Origin of the sequence: Acidihalobacter prosperus, assembly GCF_000754095.2 — a bacterium.
Taxonomy (GTDB): Bacteria; Pseudomonadota; Gammaproteobacteria; order DSM-5130; family Acidihalobacteraceae; genus Acidihalobacter; species Acidihalobacter prosperus.
In genome coordinates this window covers 199,542-214,692 of record NZ_JQSG02000006.1, presented here as the reverse complement: position 1 = coordinate 214,692, position 15,151 = coordinate 199,542, and the positions used below count along the sequence as shown (strand labels likewise).

The 15,151-nt window shown below is 66.1% G+C and carries 15 protein-coding genes; 13 read left to right on the top strand and 2 right to left on the bottom strand.

All coding sequences use genetic code 11. The annotated features are described in order from the left end of the window. Positions 1–48 precede the first annotated feature (48 nt). From THPRO_RS11750 to THPRO_RS11690, 13 genes are all read left to right on the top strand, one after another. Complete coding sequence (locus THPRO_RS11750; protein ID WP_065089679.1) at positions 49–2,739, top strand: CsoS2 family carboxysome shell protein; 2,691 nt, start codon at positions 49–51, stop codon at positions 2,737–2,739. Positions 2,740–2,743: 4 nt separating this feature from the next. Beyond that, positions 2,744–4,309 carry a carboxysome shell carbonic anhydrase gene (locus THPRO_RS11745; RefSeq protein ID WP_052064696.1) on the top strand — a complete coding sequence of 522 codons (1,566 nt, stop codon included), beginning with the start codon at positions 2,744–2,746 and terminating at the stop codon, positions 4,307–4,309. Beyond that, positions 4,306–4,554 carry a carboxysome peptide A gene (locus THPRO_RS11740; protein ID WP_038093516.1) on the top strand — a complete coding sequence of 83 codons (249 nt, stop codon included), beginning with the start codon at positions 4,306–4,308 and terminating at the stop codon, positions 4,552–4,554. The genes THPRO_RS11745 and THPRO_RS11740 overlap by 4 nt, the downstream gene beginning before the upstream one ends. 9 nt (positions 4,555–4,563) lie before the next feature. Next, the gene (locus THPRO_RS11735) at positions 4,564–4,824 is read left to right on the top strand and encodes a carboxysome peptide B (protein ID WP_038093519.1); all 261 of its coding nucleotides are present in this window, start codon (positions 4,564–4,566) and stop codon (positions 4,822–4,824) included. 85 nt (positions 4,825–4,909) lie between these two features. After that, complete coding sequence (locus THPRO_RS11730) at positions 4,910–5,248, top strand: BMC domain-containing protein (protein WP_065089678.1); 339 nt, start codon at positions 4,910–4,912, stop codon at positions 5,246–5,248. Between the two features lie 12 nt (positions 5,249–5,260). Beyond that, the gene (locus THPRO_RS11725) at positions 5,261–5,707 is read left to right on the top strand and encodes a ferritin-like domain-containing protein (RefSeq protein WP_038093839.1); all 447 of its coding nucleotides are present in this window, start codon (positions 5,261–5,263) and stop codon (positions 5,705–5,707) included. Continuing rightward, entirely contained in the window at positions 5,704–5,973 is a 270-nt protein-coding gene (locus THPRO_RS11720) for a 4a-hydroxytetrahydrobiopterin dehydratase (RefSeq protein WP_052064721.1), read from the top strand. Before THPRO_RS11725 ends, THPRO_RS11720 begins: the two co-directional genes overlap by 4 nt. 10 nt (positions 5,974–5,983) lie before the next feature. Further along, positions 5,984–6,610: a ParA family protein gene (locus THPRO_RS11715; RefSeq protein ID WP_038093842.1), complete on the top strand. Its 627-nt coding sequence runs from the start codon at positions 5,984–5,986 to the stop codon at positions 6,608–6,610. Further along, positions 6,607–6,876 (top strand): hypothetical protein, encoded by a 270-nt coding sequence (locus tag THPRO_RS11710; protein WP_038093846.1) that lies wholly within the window; start codon positions 6,607–6,609, stop codon positions 6,874–6,876. Before THPRO_RS11715 ends, THPRO_RS11710 begins: the two co-directional genes overlap by 4 nt. 45 nt (positions 6,877–6,921) lie before the next feature. Further along, a complete protein-coding gene (locus THPRO_RS11705) occupies positions 6,922–7,830 on the top strand; it encodes a CbbQ/NirQ/NorQ/GpvN family protein (RefSeq protein WP_082954624.1) in 909 nt (302 codons plus the stop codon). A gap of 24 nt (positions 7,831–7,854) precedes the next feature. Then, positions 7,855–10,200: a nitric oxide reductase activation protein NorD gene (locus tag THPRO_RS11700; RefSeq protein ID WP_065089677.1), complete on the top strand. Its 2,346-nt coding sequence runs from the start codon at positions 7,855–7,857 to the stop codon at positions 10,198–10,200. A 5-nt stretch (positions 10,201–10,205) separates the two neighbouring features. Then, positions 10,206–10,847 (top strand): BMC domain-containing protein, encoded by a 642-nt coding sequence (locus tag THPRO_RS11695; RefSeq protein ID WP_038093912.1) that lies wholly within the window; start codon positions 10,206–10,208, stop codon positions 10,845–10,847. A 2-nt stretch (positions 10,848–10,849) separates the two neighbouring features. Then, complete coding sequence (locus tag THPRO_RS11690; protein WP_038093849.1) at positions 10,850–11,677, top strand: S1 family peptidase; 828 nt, start codon at positions 10,850–10,852, stop codon at positions 11,675–11,677. 24 nt (positions 11,678–11,701) lie between these two features. Here the strand turns inward: THPRO_RS11690 and THPRO_RS11685 are convergent, their stop codons facing one another. Together THPRO_RS11685 and THPRO_RS11680 are read right to left on the bottom strand one after the other, a co-directional pair. Next, on the bottom strand, positions 11,702–12,028 hold the full coding sequence (locus THPRO_RS11685) for a P-II family nitrogen regulator (protein WP_038093852.1): 327 nt from the start codon (positions 12,026–12,028) through the stop codon (positions 11,702–11,704). 15 nt (positions 12,029–12,043) lie between these two features. Next, on the bottom strand, positions 12,044–15,151 hold the full coding sequence (locus THPRO_RS11680) for a DUF2309 domain-containing protein (protein ID WP_038093855.1): 3,108 nt from the start codon (positions 15,149–15,151) through the stop codon (positions 12,044–12,046).

The window sequence follows — 15,151 nt, the reverse complement described above, 5'->3', positions numbered from 1 at the left end:
GGCCGATTGACCTGCGGCGGCCCGTGTTGGTGAAAGAAGGTAAACGTTATGACGCATATTCAGCCTGAAACTCATGCCGATGTGCGGCTCTCGGGCCGCGAACTGGCACGCCAGCGTCGCAAGGCGATGGCTTCCCAGGGCAAGCGTGCGGTCAAGCCTGCGCGCCAGGTCGCCGCTCGCGCGGCGAGCGTGTCCGGCGGACAGTCGCCGGCGACGCGCAACGCCTCCGCGGTTGCCGCCGCCGAGCCGACCGGGCGCATGCTTGCCCGGAGCCGTCGCGAAGCAATGGCGCGCAACGGCAAGGCTGCGCTGCCGAAGGCGCAGTCGGGTGCGAGGCCTGTGCGTGCGGTCCGGAGCGAGTCCGCCGCCGCGAAGAATCGCGCCGAAGACTGCGGCTGCGGCTGCAAGGGCAAGGGTGCATGCGGCGAGGCGCCGGCCGTCGATAACGGCCCTTCGGCGGATCGCCGCGCCGCCATGGCGAACACGGCAGTGTCGCTCACGCCCAAGGAAATCGCTGCGCGACTGGTGAAGAACCACGTGCATGGCAGCGGCCGCGATATTGCCCTGGCTCGCCGCAAGGCCCTGGGTCAGGAAGGCAAGGCTGGACTCAAGCGCGCGGCGCAGGCGACCAAGATCGCCAAGTATCTGCCCGAGAAGGACTGGCGCATCGCCATCGCCAAGGGCGTGACCGGGCGTCAGGTGGCCATGCAGCATCGCAAGGTGAGGGCGCTCACCGGCCGCGGCGAAGCGGGCGGTCACACGTCCGGCGAAAGCCGCAAGCCTGCCGCACGCCGCTCGGCGCGCGCCCTGACGGCGCCGCCGAAGGTCGAACAGGGGCACACGCTGTCGGGACATGAAGTCACCGGCACGATGGTGGAGCGTACGCGACAGGTCACCGGCAACGAGCCGGGTTCCTGCCGCTCCGTCACCGGGACCGAATATATCGGTCTGGAGCAGTTCGACGCGTTCTGCGGGACGCGTCCGGAGGCGAATCCCGCCAAGGTCACCCTGAGCCGGACGCTGCACGGGCGTTCCGTGTCGGGTACCGAGGTGGCGCCCGACGATGCGATGACGGGCGCGGAGCACGGCGCCTGTCGCGAGGTGACCGGCACGCAGTATCTGTCTGCCGACCATTTCGAGCGTTTTTGCCCGACCCGTCCGCAGCCGCCGGCGAACAAGATCGGCATGACGCGCACGCAAAAAGGCCAGACGCTGACCGGCACGATGGTGATCTCGGAAAACCGCGTGACCGGGGGCGAAGCGGGTGCGGCTCGTGACATCACGGGCACGCGTTATGCGCGCGCCGAGGCTCCGAAGCCGGTCGCTGACAAGGTTGCGGTCACGCATACGGCCAGCGGCAGCCAGGTCACCGGCACCTCGGTCGGGCGTTCGCAGCGCGTGACGGGCGACGAACCCGGTGCGTGTCGCGTGGTGAGCGGCACCGAATACCTGAGTTCTGAACAATATGCGGGATTCTGCGAGAGCACACCTCCCCGGCCGCCACGGAAGGTCAGCATCATGTCGACGCCGGCAGATCAGCCGGTGACGGGTACCTCGGTTGCCCGCGATAAGAAGGTGACGGGTAGCGAACCCGGTTCGTGCCGCGCCATCACCGGTACGCCGTACTTCAACAGTCGCGACTTCGGCGATGCCTGCGCGATCGAGGGTCCGACCAAGGTGGGTGCGGCTGCGACGCGTGCCGGTACCCAGGTGTCCGGCACGGAGGTGCGTTCCAACCCAAAAATGACGGGTGACGAGGAAGGGCGGTGCAGCCTCGTCACCGGAACCGACTACGTCGGCGCGCAGGACCTGCGTGCCGTCTGCGTCGACAGCACCCCGCCGGACCAGGCCGTGGCCAAGGTGGCGGTCGACCGTACCTGGCAGGGCGAGACGATCACCGGCGCGGCCGTGGGCCGTAGCGCCAGCGTGACCGGCGACGAATACGGCGGTTGCGCGCCCATCAGCGGGACGCCTTATATCGGCCAGGGTCAGTACGCGCAGTTCTGCGAGCCGCGCGATAGCGAAGAGCAGTTGGCCCGCGTGCCGACGCGCGGTGTCGTATCGGCCGCCGAGATCACCGGTGATCGCCCAGGCGCCGGCGGTTCCGTGATGACCGGCGACGAACGCGGTGCTTGCGAGCCGGTCACCGGCACGCCTTATGTCGGCCTGGACAATCTGTCTGCGGCATGCGCCATCGACGGCGCCGGTAGCGGCCGTTTCGTCGGTTCGCGCCGACAGGATGCTGAGCCGCCGCGTCCGCCCGCACCGCGGGATTTCAGCATTGTGCCGCCTGCGCGGCAGGCCTACGAGGCGCGGCGTGGTCAGGGTGTGACAGGCGCGCAGATCAACAGCGACCGCATCACCGGCAGCGCCAATCGCGCGCAGGGCCTGATCACGGGTACGCCCGAGTTTCGCCACCGCGACAGCGGCGGCCGCATGGCTCAGGCCGAGGCTGCGCAAGATGCCGTCCGCCAGCGTTTGACCGGAGAGGCGAGCCCGCGAACCGCGCAGATTACCGGCGATGCCTGGGGCGAACAGCAGCGCGTGACCGGCACCGAGGGTCACTTCTCGGTGGTGCGTAACGTGACGCAGCGCGGCAATCCGCGCGGCGCAGGCCGCAATGCGCAGGGTTATCGCGATCTTGAGCGTCCGGATGTGCCGGACAGCCCGGTTACGGGTTCGGCCGGTGCCACCAAGCGTGGCGCGGTCGTGACGGTGTCCGGAGGCGCGCGCGGGTAAGGCCATGCGTACGCGTACCCAACAACGTCAACCAGCCCGGCGCATCCGCCGCCCGGCGTCGACGCTGCCCGGCGGTACGCTGGTAGCCGGCGCCGATGCGTGGGTCGCCGCCCGCGTCACGTTGGCCAACCCGGCCTGCAATCTTGGCGAGAACCAGCATTGCGAGCATGCCCTGGTCGACCGGGAGTTGAATAAGGCACTTTACGGCTACGAAGCCATGCTGCAGGCGCGCTTCGACGGCGTCGCCGATACCCTTCAGGCGGTCGCGGCCTTGCCGCGCGAGCGAGGTTTCGTCGCACAGGCGCAACAGTTGGCGCGTAGCCGTTTGGGTTGCGAACTGCCGACGTCGATGTTGGAGCAGCCGTGGATCGCCGGCCTGGATATGCCCGCCCTGTACGCCCACTGTCTGTTCGAGATGTGCCGCCGTAGCGTGGCGCAGGCGCGCGACGAACAGCGTGGCTGGCTGAAAGGCATGGCGATCGACGACGACTTTATCACCGGATGCGGCTATCACACGCTGGATGTCACGCCTTGCGCGGACGGCCGGCTCCAAGGCGTGCTGCCGTTCGTGCTGCGCATTGCGCCGACCAGCGATGCGGTGGTGCTCAAGGCCTATGCCGGGGCGCTGTTCGATGTCGAGCTGGACATGGCGGACTGGACCCAGCGCGAGCTGGCGCAACGACTGGGCGGCCGGCGCGATGCCCGCTATCTGAAGATGGCGGTTTACCACTACAGCAGTTCCAAGCCCTCGAGCGAAGGCTGCGCGGCGCACGGCAGCGACGAGCTTGCCGCAAGAGACGCCGCGATCGATCGCCTGAAACAATTGCGCGGCGGGATCGCCCAAGCCTTCGGCGAAGGCTTGGGGCCGGACCTGCTGCTGCTGGGTGTGGATACCGATCTCGACGCGATCCGGGTGCACTTGCCCGACGCGAAAGGCGAGCCGACGTCGGCGCCGACCGTCGACGCGGCACGTCTTTACCGCGAAACGCTGGCCATGCCTGCGGAGCAGGCCCGTGCGCACATCGCGGCGGCCGTCGATGCGGCGGCTGGGCAATTGCGCAGTACGGCTTCCGCAGGCATGAAAACCCTGGTCGCACGATTGATCGAAGCCAATCTGTCGCAGATCGAGTTCGTCATACAGCATCACGAAGGCCGCTATGAAAGCCTAGGCCATGGCGAGCGCTTCGTCTGTGTCGGCGACCCGATCGACGACCTTCAGATGCGCAATCTTTATTATTTCGCGCACCTCGATACGCTGGAGGAGGGCGCAGCCTGTGTCGACGTGGGCGTGCATATTTTCGAAAAGCTCAACCTGTCGCGGGGCTTTCCGATGCCGGTCATCGTGCATTTCAGCTATGCCTCAGTCGTTCCTGGCGCGCGCGAGCGGGCGATCGAGCGCGGCGAGCGGGTACTGGCTGCGATCCAGTCGCGCTACCGCGAGCGCATCCCCGCAGGCATGCTCAAATTCGCGCTCTGCGTGAGTGATGCCACCGGCACGGAGCGCCTGGCCCTGGTGCGCGAATGCGGCACGGTTGCCAAGGTCGCACATGGCGAAGGAATGGATTCATGAAGATCATGCGGGTGGTGCAGACCCTGGTGTCCACCAATCGGATCGACAGCATGGGGCATCGGCCACTGCTGGTCGTTCAGGAAAAGGAGGGCGGTACGCCGAGCGTGGCGATCGATGCCATCGGATGTGTGCCCGGCGATTGGGTGATCTGCGTCGGCTCCTCGGCTGCGCGCGACGCGGCGGGGGCCAAGGATTTTCCGTCGGATCTGACGATCGTCGGCATCATCGACCATTGGAATCCGTAGGGGAACGCCATGGAAATCATGCGCGTAATGGATGACTTGGTTTGCACGCGGCGCGCAGCGGGGCTCGGCAGCGAGGACCTGCGGGTGCTGGAATCGTTGAGCGGCGCGCTTTCGGTCGCCGTGGACCCCGTGGGCGCGCCGGCCGGTAGCTGGGTCTTCACGACCAGTGGCAGCGCGGCACGCTATGCGCTGCCGGACCCGAGGATTCTGACCGATCTGACGATCTGCGGAATCATCGACCACTGGGAGGCACCACAGCCTGCGGCATGAAGTGATGGAGGCGTGGCGAGCCGGCTGGCTTGAAACGCATGCTTGGTTTTACTGAATCAATGTTGACATGAGAGGAGATTGACAAATGGCGGATTACAGCGGTGTAGCGTTGGGCATGATCGAAACCCGTGGTCTGGTGCCGGCGATCGAGGCGGCGGACGCGATGACCAAGGCGGCCGAAGTGCGCCTGATCGGGCGTCAGTTCGTGGGCGGCGGTTACGTGACCGTGCTGGTGCGCGGCGAGACGGGCGCGGTGAACGCGGCGGTTCGCGCCGGTGCCGATGCCTGCGAGCGCGTGGGCGACGGTCTGGTGGCGGCGCACATCATTGCGCGCGTGCACAACGAGGTCGAGGGCATCCTGCCCAAGGCGCCCGACGCCTCCGGCGGCGGCCGCGACAGCGAGATCGCGCCGGCGCTCAGCTAAGGGCCGGGCGGCATGAATCCGCGAGTCGATCCGCGCACGTTGGGATGGCTGAATCGCGCGCTCAATCATGAGATGGGCGCCGTCCAGCAATATCTGGCCCAAAGCGTGCTCGCGAGATTGTGGGGCGACGCGGCGCTGGCCGACCGTTTGCGCAAGGAAAGCATGGAGGAACTCGACCATGCCGCGCGACTGATGGAACGCCTGATTCTGGAGGGAGTGGCGCCGAGTGCCGGCACGCTCCCGCCCGCCCGACTCGGGCGCGAGGCCGCAGCATTGCTGGACGTGGACCGAGCGCTGGAAACCGATGCCGTCGCCCTGTACGAAATGGCGTTGGCGCACGCTCGCCGCGTGCGCGATCAGGCCGGCGAGCAGTTGTTCGCGCAGCTGCTGGTCGAGGAAGCCGAGCACGTAGAGGCACTGGACCGTTTCGATGGCGCTGCCAGGGGAGGCGAGGCATGAGCATGACACCACCCGAGGGTTGGGCCGCGAGCAATACCGGCACGGCCGCCTGGTTCAAGCGCTTCGAATTCTCCGACTACGCCCGACTGCGCCGTTTTCTAGACGACCTGGCGGCGCTGGCGGAAGAGACGGGAGTGCATCCCGACAATATCGGATTCGGGCGGGATTATGTGAACGTGACCCTGGAGGCCCCGGCCGAGACCGGCCACGATTCCCGCCAGGGAGATTTCGCGCAGCGCCTGGATCGCCTGTCCGAACAGGGCTGAAGGGGCTGCCATGCATTACATAGCGGTGATCAATCAGAAGGGCGGCGTGGGCAAGACCACCATTTCGGTCAATCTTGCCGCAGGTTTCGCACAGCGTATGCCGACCCTCCTGGTCGATCTCGACCCGCAGGGGACCGCGAGTGCATGGGCCTCGCTGGCCAGCCAGCCACTGCCGATGCAGGTCCGACACGCGGCCGGTGGTTTCGATGCCGAGCGGCCGCTGGCGGACGGCGAACGCCCCGAGGTGGTCATACTCGATTGTCCGCCGACGCTCGACAGCGATACGGTGGTGCGCGTGCTGAGATCGGTCGATCGGGTATTGATCCCGGTCCTGCCGTCGCCGCTTGACCTGTGGTCCAGTCTGAGGCTGGCCGAAGCGGTGGAGGCGGCGCAGCGCGATAATCGCAAGCTGCAGGCGAGCTTGTTGATCAATCAGCTCGAGCCGCGCAGTGCGTTGTCCAGCGCGATGGAAGGGGCGCTGCGCGAGTTTTCGATCCCCTCGCTGCCGACCGCGGTACGCCGCCGGGCGGTCTACCGCAGCAGCGCAATGGAAGGCCTGACCGTGTTTCAGGTAGGCACCAACGGCGCGCCGGCGCGTGCCGAATTCAACGCGATCATAGACGAGGTGCGGACATGACCAGTATGAGCGACAAGCTGAGTGCCAGCATACGCAAGGCCAAGGCGCAGGGCGCCGAGGAAGCCAAGGCCGAGTCCGAAGCGAAGGCCGCCGCGAGCAAGCCGCCGCGCAAGCCGGCTGCCAGCCGCAGCAGCGCAGCGCGCGCCAGCGGTCGCGCGACTCGATCGGCGGCCGCAGCCCGGTCGACCGCGACCGTCGAACGCGCCCAAGCCGCGCCCCAGGACAGCCACGACGAGCTTTTCCCGAGCCGGGTCTGGCCCGACTAGGCGTCGCGTCAACCCGCACACGGACACAGTGGACCGGACCCTATCATGCGCAGACTGACACCCAAGCAACTCCAGGCCCAGCACCGCCGCCAGGGCGTGAGGCCGACCGCCGAACAGGCACCCGCCGCAGAGACCGTCACCCAGACCGGTGCCGGAGAGCCGTTGGCCGAGTATCGTGTGACTCAAGAGCCCTACTACCGGGCCGTTGGCGACGAGATCGAGCTGTACGAGGCCGCCTACGAAATCCGCATGCCGATGATGCTCAAGGGCCCGACGGGCTGCGGCAAGACCCGCTTCGTCGAATACATGGCCTGGAAGCTCGGCAAGCCGCTGATCACGGTGTCCTGCAACGAAGACATGACCGCATCGGACCTGATCGGACGCTACCTGCTCGACGCCAACGGTACGCGCTGGCAGGACGGGCCGCTGACGCTGGCCGCGCGCCATGGGGCGCTTTGCTATCTGGACGAAGTGGTCGAGGCGCGTCAGGACACTACCGTCGCCATCCACCCGCTCACCGATGCACGCCGTATCCTGCCGCTGGAGAAGAAGGGCGAAGTGGTCAAGGCGCATCCCGACTTCCAGCTCGTGGTTTCCTACAATCCCGGCTACCAGTCGGTGATGAAGGATCTGAAACAGTCGACCAAGCAGCGCTTTGCCGCCCTCGATTTCGATTACCCCGAACATGATGTCGAGGTTGAGATCGTGGCGCATGAGTCCGGCGTCGATGCGGACACAGCATCCAAGCTCGTGCATATCGCCGAGCGTGCGCGGAACCTCAAGGGACATGGTCTCGATGAAGGCCTGTCGACCCGTATGCTGGCCTATGCCGGATCGTTGATCGCGAGGGGTATCGACCCGCTGAAGGCCTGCCGCGTGGCGCTGGTGCGCCCGATCACGGATGACCTGGACATGCGCGACGCCCTGGATGCCGCGGTGACGACCTATTTCTAGGCGCCGCGACGACCGCATCCCTGCATGAGCATCCGTCTGGAAGAGCAAAGCGCGCTGCTCGACGCGCTGCCTGAGCACGCCGCTTCGCTGCTGCGCGACAACTGGTCCGAAGCGACGCGGACGTTCTCGGGCGCCGGCCTGCGCAACTACCTGCGCGGCGTCGAAGCGTTCAACGACCTCGGCCGCAACGAGAACCTGCTGCTGAGCTACATCGAAAAGGCACCGCAGCTGGCGCGCGCCGTGGGCGAGGACTGCGTCCCGCTACTGATCGAATTCATCCTGGCGATGGCGTCCAAGACCTCCGGGGAAGTGCTTGGCCTGTTGGTGGACGCGGCGCCGGGCGCGGCCGCGCGTCTCGGCGATATCGAGGTCTTCACACAGTTTCTCGATCTGATGTCGCATGTTGCCGCGACTGCGCCGCGCGGCATGCGCCCGCTGCTCGAGCATCTCGATCGGCTGTTCGGCCAGCTGACCCTGGGCGGCCTGCGCCGCTGGGTGCAGTGGGGACTGAAAACCTACGCCAACGACATAGAGGGGCAGCACCGCTATTTCTCGCTGCAAAGTCCCGATGCGCTCAGCGTATTGCAGCGCGAACGCAAGGGTACGGTTTTCATCGATGTGCAGCGGCGACTCAACATGTATCTGCGCGCGATCTGGGGCCGCGACTTCTTCATGCGCCCGACCGCCGGCGATTATGAAAACCGCGAGGGCCTGCGACCCTACATCGAGCGCTACGTCATTCACATCGCCGACGCCTACGACGATTACAAGATCGGCGAGGACGCACAGGCCGGGATCGTGAGTGGCGTGGACATCTATCGTGCGGCGGCCAACCACTGCGCCGCCCATCTCGTGTTCACGCGCGAACCGATGCCGTCCGACGGGCTCAGCGCGCTGGAGCGCGCCGTCTGCGAGCTGATCGAGGATGCGCGGGTGGAGGCGCTCGCCTGCGCGCGCTATCCGAACATGCGCAACGCCTGGCTGGCGCTGCATCCGGCACCGGTCGCCCACGAGCCGCAAACGCCGGGCGAGCTGTTGCACCGGCTGGCCTATGGCTTGCTCGATCCCGGCTACGAGGATTCGCATGCCTGGGTTGCCGACGCGCTTGCGCGTTTTCGCGCCTGGCCGACGCTTGAGGCGGGGGGGCAGAGCCTGACGCTCGGCGTGCAGCTGGCTGCCGCCCTCGCCGAATTCGGTCTGCCGCCCTACCATGCCGAGCGCGACCGTCAACGGGCGATCTACCGCGACGACAACCGTTTCATCTGGAGCGGCGGCGATTACGATACCGACGAAGCCTTGATGGCGACCTGGGAACCCAAGCAGCAGCGACGCGACGTCAACGTGATGGAAATGGTCAACGCGGTCGACGTCGAATTCGCCGGCGATGATGCCCAGGAGATCTGGGTGCTCGGTACCGAATTCATGCTCGACGACGGTACCTCGCTCAACGAACTGGAAGGCGGCCAGGCGACGAGCATGCCGGTGCACTACCACGAGTGGGACTATCAGATTCAGCTGGAACGACCGGAGTGGGCCACGGTGATCGAGCGGCGCCCGGCGATGGGCGACCTCGACGAGATCGAACGCACGCTCGATACGCTCAAGCCGACCGTTTCGCGGCTCAGGCACAAGATCGAGGCGCTGGTGCCGCAGGGCATGCAGCGGATCCGCCACCTGGAAGACGGCGACGACCTGGACATCGACGCCGCCGTGCGGGCGATGATCGACCTGCGTTCCGGCCGCCAGCCTGATCCTCGGGTGATGATGCGCAATCGCCTGCACAACCGCGATGTCGGCGTGCTGATGCTGTTGGATGTGTCGGAATCGGCCAACGACGCCGTGCCGGGCGGCGACGAAACCATTCTCTCGCTGACGCGCAAGGCCTGCCTGGTGCTCGCCGAGGCGTTGGAGAAGATCGGCGACCCGTTCGCGCTGCACGCCTTTTCCTCCGATGGACGCCACGATGTCCGATACCAGCGCATCAAGGATTTCAACCAGCCCTACGACGACACCGGCAAGGCGCGCCTTGCCGGCATGACTGCCGGCTATTCGACTCGCCTGGGTACCGCGCTGCGCCACGCCGGCGGTTTCCTGCGCCATCTGCCGCAACAGAAGAAGCTGTTGTTGGTGATCACCGACGGCGAGCCCGCCGATGTCGACGTGCGCGATCCGCAGTACCTGCGTTACGACGCGCGCTATGCCGTGGACGAATTGCGTCGGGCCGGGATAGTGACCTACGGATTGAGTCTGGACCCCTATGCCGACCAGTATGTCTCGCAGATTTTCGGTATCGGGCGGTATGCGGTGGTCGACCACGTCGAGCGTCTGCCGGAGAAGCTGTCGACGCTTTACATGGGACTGACGCGATGAACCCGATGAACATCGAGCTGCGTACCTTCGTCTTCATCGACGCGTTGCAGCCGCAGCTCGCGTCTTATCTCGCCACCTCCTCGCAGGGGTTCCTGCCGATTCCGGGCGATGCCTGTCTGTGGGTCGAGGTCGCGCCCGGCATGGCGGTCCATCGCCTGTCCGATCTTGCGCTCAAGTCGACGAATGTGCGCATGGGGCAGCAGGTGGTGGAGCGTTCCTTCGGTTCGATGGAAATCCACTTCCGTAACCAGAGCGAGGTCAAGGCGGCGGGCGACGCGATTCTCGACCAGCTGGACGTGTCGGTCGAGCAGCGTATGGGCTGCAGCATCCCCTGGCTGGAAATCATCCGCGCGATCACCCCCGATCACGCCACCCTGATCAACCGCCAGCAGCGCTACGGCTCGATGATCCTGCCGGGGAAGTGCCTGTTCATCATGGAAACGCAGCCGGCCGGCTACGTCATTCACGCCGCCAACGAGGCGGAGAAGGCCGCCAACGTGACATTGGTCGACGTCAAGCCGTTCGGCAACTTCGGCCGTCTGACCATGATGGGCAACGATGCCGAGGTCGAGCAGGCGGCCGAAGCGGCGCGTCGTGCGGTCGAATCGATCAACCGGCGGGCGAGAGCCGTCGTACAGGCGGACTGAACATGCGCATCGACACCTTGGCCAAGCGCCTGATGTTCAACACCGTGCGCGTGGATACGGTACTGGAAGACGGCACCGAGGGGTCCGGGACGGGATTCGTGGTTGCGCACCAGGGTCCGCACGGGCTTCGCCGCTTCATCGTCACCAACCGCCATCTGGTGGAAGGCGTGCGCAGCGGCGGTCTGGTGTTCACGCAGGGACGCGACGGCCAGCCGTTGATCGGCACCCGTTTCGAGCTTGAGATCGAGGAATTTCCGCATGCGTGGTTCCTGCATCCCGACCCGGAAATGGATCTTGCGATCGTGCCGATGGCGCCGCTGGAACGCGCCGCGCGCGATCAGGGCGTGCAGCTCTACTATCATGACATAGACACCGCCCTGGTGCCCGATGCGGCCACCGTTAACGGTTTCGATGCGCTCGAGGAAATCCTCTTCGTGGGCTATCCCAACGGCGTATGGGATCACGTGAACCTGTTGCCGATCATGCGCCGAGGTACGACGGCGACGCCCATAGGCATGGATTTCGAGGGGCAGGCCGAGTTTCTCATCGATGCGGCCGTCTATCCTGGCTCCAGCGGCAGCCCGGTATTCCTGTACCGAGGCGAGGGCACGGCACAGGCCGGCGCTGCGCGCGCACCACTGTATTTTCTGGGCGTGATCGCGGCGGTGTTCTTCCGCGAGGAGGAGAACCAATTGGTGCCAGGGCCTGTTCCGGCCAGTCAAGGCGGCGCCACGGTGCGCCAGTCGGAGATGATCGACCTCGGCCTGGTCATCAAGTCCCAGGCAGTGGTCGGGCTGATCGAGGAGTATTGCCGGCGCTGGCGCGAGTAAGCGCCCGGCGCACGGTACGCCGCCTCAATTGGTGAACTTCACCAGCCGGCTGACCTGGATGTCGGAAATGAAGATCACGCCCGAATGCTTGTTGAAGAACGGCGTGAAGCCTTCGACGATCGGTTCCACCAGCGCTTCCGGCACGGCGGTGATGATCATGATCAGCACGTCGTCCTCGTTGAACATCACGTGCCCTTCGTAGAAGCCGTGGCTGCCCTTTCCGGATAGCTGGTTGACGATGGTGTAGCCCTTGACGCCGGCACGGTCGAGCAGGTCCGTGGCGAACTCCATATGCTCGCCTTCGAGGATGATTTCCAGTTTTTTCAGCGGATTGAGCTTCAGGTTTTGCATCGCGCTACTCTCTGATCAATGGGTGGAGGCGAGCGGTGCGGCGAGCGGCTCCGACCACTCGCGCCGTTCGTCGTCGAAGAGATGGATCTGTCCGCTTTCGGGGTCGACCACCACCAGCCTGACCCAGCCGTTATGGACCAGCGATTTGACGGGGGCGACCGCATTGAGCGCGTCGCAGGCGTGCGCGAATGGCGCTTCGATGACGGTGATCAGCCGCAACGGGTCGTGGTAGGGGCGGCCGTCCTTGAGCACGGTCTGTGCCGGCAGGCCGGTGCGCAGGTCGCCGATGTTGCCGCTCATGACCGCGAAGCGGCCGGCGACGTTGTGATACACCTTGCTGCCGCTGCCGTAGTGCTCGTTGTCGACGGCGGAAAAATAATGCTCCATGTTGATCCACTGGCCGACCACCAGCGGGCCGGTCAGGATGTTCTCGAGCAGGCGGCGGCGTGGGTCGAGGCGCCAGTCGTATGAGTGCAGGAAGGCGCGTCCGTCCAGTGAGTGGCCCTGGGTCATGCCGCGCCGGCCGATGATGAAATAGGCGTTGCGCGATAGCCCCCATTCGGGGCGGACCTGAGACCAGTCCAAGGCGTTGCGATGCACCAGCCGTTCCGCATGGTCGGGGTCGAGGCGGCGGGCGGATACCGGCGCAAGCTTGGGAGCGCGTTCCAGCGCGGACAGGCGCGAGGCGGCATGCAGTCCCTTGCGCAGCCGGTCGATGTACAGCAGATGGCCGGCTGGCAGCAGTTCGAGGTCGTGTGGCACGACCTCGTCGGTCGTGGTGTTGTGCAGCGCGGGGATGAACCAGGTGTCGTCGGGGATGTCGATGCCCTGTTTGCGCAGACGGCTGCGCACCTCGGGCTTGTTGGCCATGTAGGCCAGCGCACGCGCATTGTTGAGGCCGAGGTTGCCGCCGCAGGCGCCGCAGTCGAGTGCGGATTCGTAGGGATTGTTCTGCGACAGGCTACCGTGCCCGACCAGCAGAACGAAACGCGAGAAATTGCGCGTGAGGCCGATGGAGCTCAGGGCCTGGGTCACGAAGAGCACCTGTTCGCGCAGCGAGAAACCGATCCTGGCCAGCTGCTCCATCTGGCGCGCGGCCTCGTCGCGGTTGACGCGGTAATGTGCGCGCAGGCGCGTCAGCAGGGCGTCGAGCCGCGACCGGTCGATGTCCAGCCGCTCCAGCAGTCCGTCGCCGACGGGCTGGTGCTCGAGCGCGACCTCGCGCAGTTCTCGCACCACGTCGTCGGGGATGGCCTCGTCCGGCCGTCCGAGTTCCTGCCTGAGAGCGATCATGATCAGCGCGCGTTGAACGGCGCGCACGATCGAATCGGCCTGCTCGCTGGTGAGTTTGTCCAGCAGCAGTCGAGTGGCCGGCTTATGCGGCATCAGGCGCTCGCGCCAGCGGTTGTAGAGGGTCGGCGCGAGCGTCTTGCCGAACATGTCGAAGCCGAACAGCAGGCCCACGGCCTCCACCGTGGCGAACGGCGCGACGACGGATTCCTTGAGTTCGTGCAGGGCATGTTCGAGGGCGCTGATCGCGGCCGGCTCGCCGGCCTGCTGGTCGATACTCATTTCCAGGGTCAGGTTGCGCGGGGTGGCCACCGCCGGGCAGAGGTGGGCTTCGCTGCCCTTGCCGAGTTCGATGAAGCTCATCGGTACGCCGAAGAAGCCGGCGATGCCGAAGGTCTGGTAGTCGCCGATGGACTCAAGCTGGCGACGTAGCGGTTCCGAACGGGTGTCGATACAGAAAAGCGCCTGTGCGAAGGGGCGCTTGTCTGCCGTTTCGGGCGGTTGCATGCACAGGTCGCGCAGCAGCGATTGCGTGGCCGTGGCCTCCATGGCGCGCAGCCACAGCATGCCTTCGGCGCGCTCGAACTCGCCGAGCACGCGCAGCAACGCTTCCAGTTCGTCCTCGGAAAGGCGTTCGAGCGCGACGCCTGCGCCTTGGGCGAGCGTCCGCACGCGGGTGGCCTGCTGTGCGCTTTCCTGGGTGAGCAGAGCCTCGACATAGCGCGTGCAGAGCGCACGCGTGGCCTTGGCGTCGTTGCACAGCAGTGCCTCCTCGACCTCTAGCGCGAAGGCGGGCAGGATTTCGCCGCTGTGTAGTTCGTGCTGGAGGAAGGCGCGGTGGGTGTCGCGCTCGAGGTAGGCATGCATGGCCGGCGCGTCGATGCTGCGCCAGGGCAGGTGGCGTGCGTGCTCCTGCAGCAGGGCCAGGCTGAGCGACAGGCGCAGGGCGAGCAGGTCGACGAGATCGGCCGGATGGGTCTTCTGCCAGTGGTACTGCTTGGCATGCGAGCGCCAGCGGATGAAGCCTGACCAGCCATGCAGGCGCGTGAGTTCACGGGTGAAGTAGTCCACCCAGGCTGTTTCCGGAATCTGCAGCGCCTCCATGACCAGCGCGATCATGGTTTCCGGCTGCTGTGCGCGAGTCAGTAGTTGCTTCATGTCCAATCCGCGCAGCTTGAAGCGCAGATTGCGCAGCGCGAGCTGGCGCCAGGCGCGATACAGCCCCTGCTCCCGATCCGGCATGCCCCAGGCGGACTGTCCTTCGTCGAAGAAGTCCAGGCAGCTCTTGACCAGCAGTTCGTCCAGGGTCGTGCCGATGTCGGTGGCCAGCAGGGCATCGACGGATTCGTAGACCGGGCGGCTTTCGCCCAGGGTCGCATGCAGCAGGGTCCGCAGGCTGGCCTCGATGTCGCGCGTCGCGGCCTCTGCGTCTTTGCCGTGCAGCCGGCAGGCGACGTCGCGCGGGGTCGAGAGTTTGTTGCGGCGGGTCACCGGCGTTGCAATGCGGGTGGCGAGGTGCAGAAACAGCTTCCGGCCGTCCAGTCCCTGCGGCAGCGCCTGCCGGCGGCTGAAAGCGTCGATCTGCGCCGTCAGCGCGTCGGCGCTGATACCGCCCTCGGCGAGATAGCGCTGATATTCCCCGCGCGACAGGAAGCCGCGCGCATGGAACAGCGCTTCGCCGTGCGCGATGGCCTGTTCGAAGCGCAGGTGTTCGAGTCCATGCAGCGGGTTGTGGTGGATGAAGCTGCGCATCGGCCAGAAATTGGGGATGGCTTCGCCCGCGATATAGACCATCGAGCGAATCTTGAGCGCACGGGACAGGGGCAGGGTCAT

Coding starts and splice junctions, on each gene's coding strand:
- THPRO_RS11750 (WP_065089679.1), top strand. CDS start 49: ATGACGCATATTCAGCCTGAAACTCATGCCGATGTGCGGCTCTCGGGC.
- THPRO_RS11745 (WP_052064696.1), top strand. CDS start 2,744: ATGCGTACGCGTACCCAACAACGTCAACCAGCCCGGCGCATCCGCCGC.
- THPRO_RS11740 (WP_038093516.1), top strand. CDS start 4,306: ATGAAGATCATGCGGGTGGTGCAGACCCTGGTGTCCACCAATCGGATC.
- THPRO_RS11735 (WP_038093519.1), top strand. CDS start 4,564: ATGGAAATCATGCGCGTAATGGATGACTTGGTTTGCACGCGGCGCGCA.
- THPRO_RS11730 (WP_065089678.1), top strand. CDS start 4,910: ATGGCGGATTACAGCGGTGTAGCGTTGGGCATGATCGAAACCCGTGGT.
- THPRO_RS11725 (WP_038093839.1), top strand. CDS start 5,261: ATGAATCCGCGAGTCGATCCGCGCACGTTGGGATGGCTGAATCGCGCG.
- THPRO_RS11720 (WP_052064721.1), top strand. CDS start 5,704: ATGAGCATGACACCACCCGAGGGTTGGGCCGCGAGCAATACCGGCACG.
- THPRO_RS11715 (WP_038093842.1), top strand. CDS start 5,984: ATGCATTACATAGCGGTGATCAATCAGAAGGGCGGCGTGGGCAAGACC.
- THPRO_RS11710 (WP_038093846.1), top strand. CDS start 6,607: ATGACCAGTATGAGCGACAAGCTGAGTGCCAGCATACGCAAGGCCAAG.
- THPRO_RS11705 (WP_082954624.1), top strand. CDS start 6,922: ATGCGCAGACTGACACCCAAGCAACTCCAGGCCCAGCACCGCCGCCAG.
- THPRO_RS11700 (WP_065089677.1), top strand. CDS start 7,855: ATGAGCATCCGTCTGGAAGAGCAAAGCGCGCTGCTCGACGCGCTGCCT.
- THPRO_RS11695 (WP_038093912.1), top strand. CDS start 10,206: ATGAACATCGAGCTGCGTACCTTCGTCTTCATCGACGCGTTGCAGCCG.
- THPRO_RS11690 (WP_038093849.1), top strand. CDS start 10,850: ATGCGCATCGACACCTTGGCCAAGCGCCTGATGTTCAACACCGTGCGC.
- THPRO_RS11685 (WP_038093852.1), bottom strand. CDS start 12,028: ATGCAAAACCTGAAGCTCAATCCGCTGAAAAAACTGGAAATCATCCTC.
- THPRO_RS11680 (WP_038093855.1), bottom strand. CDS start 15,151: ATGACCCTGCCCCTGTCCCGTGCGCTCAAGATTCGCTCGATGGTCTAT.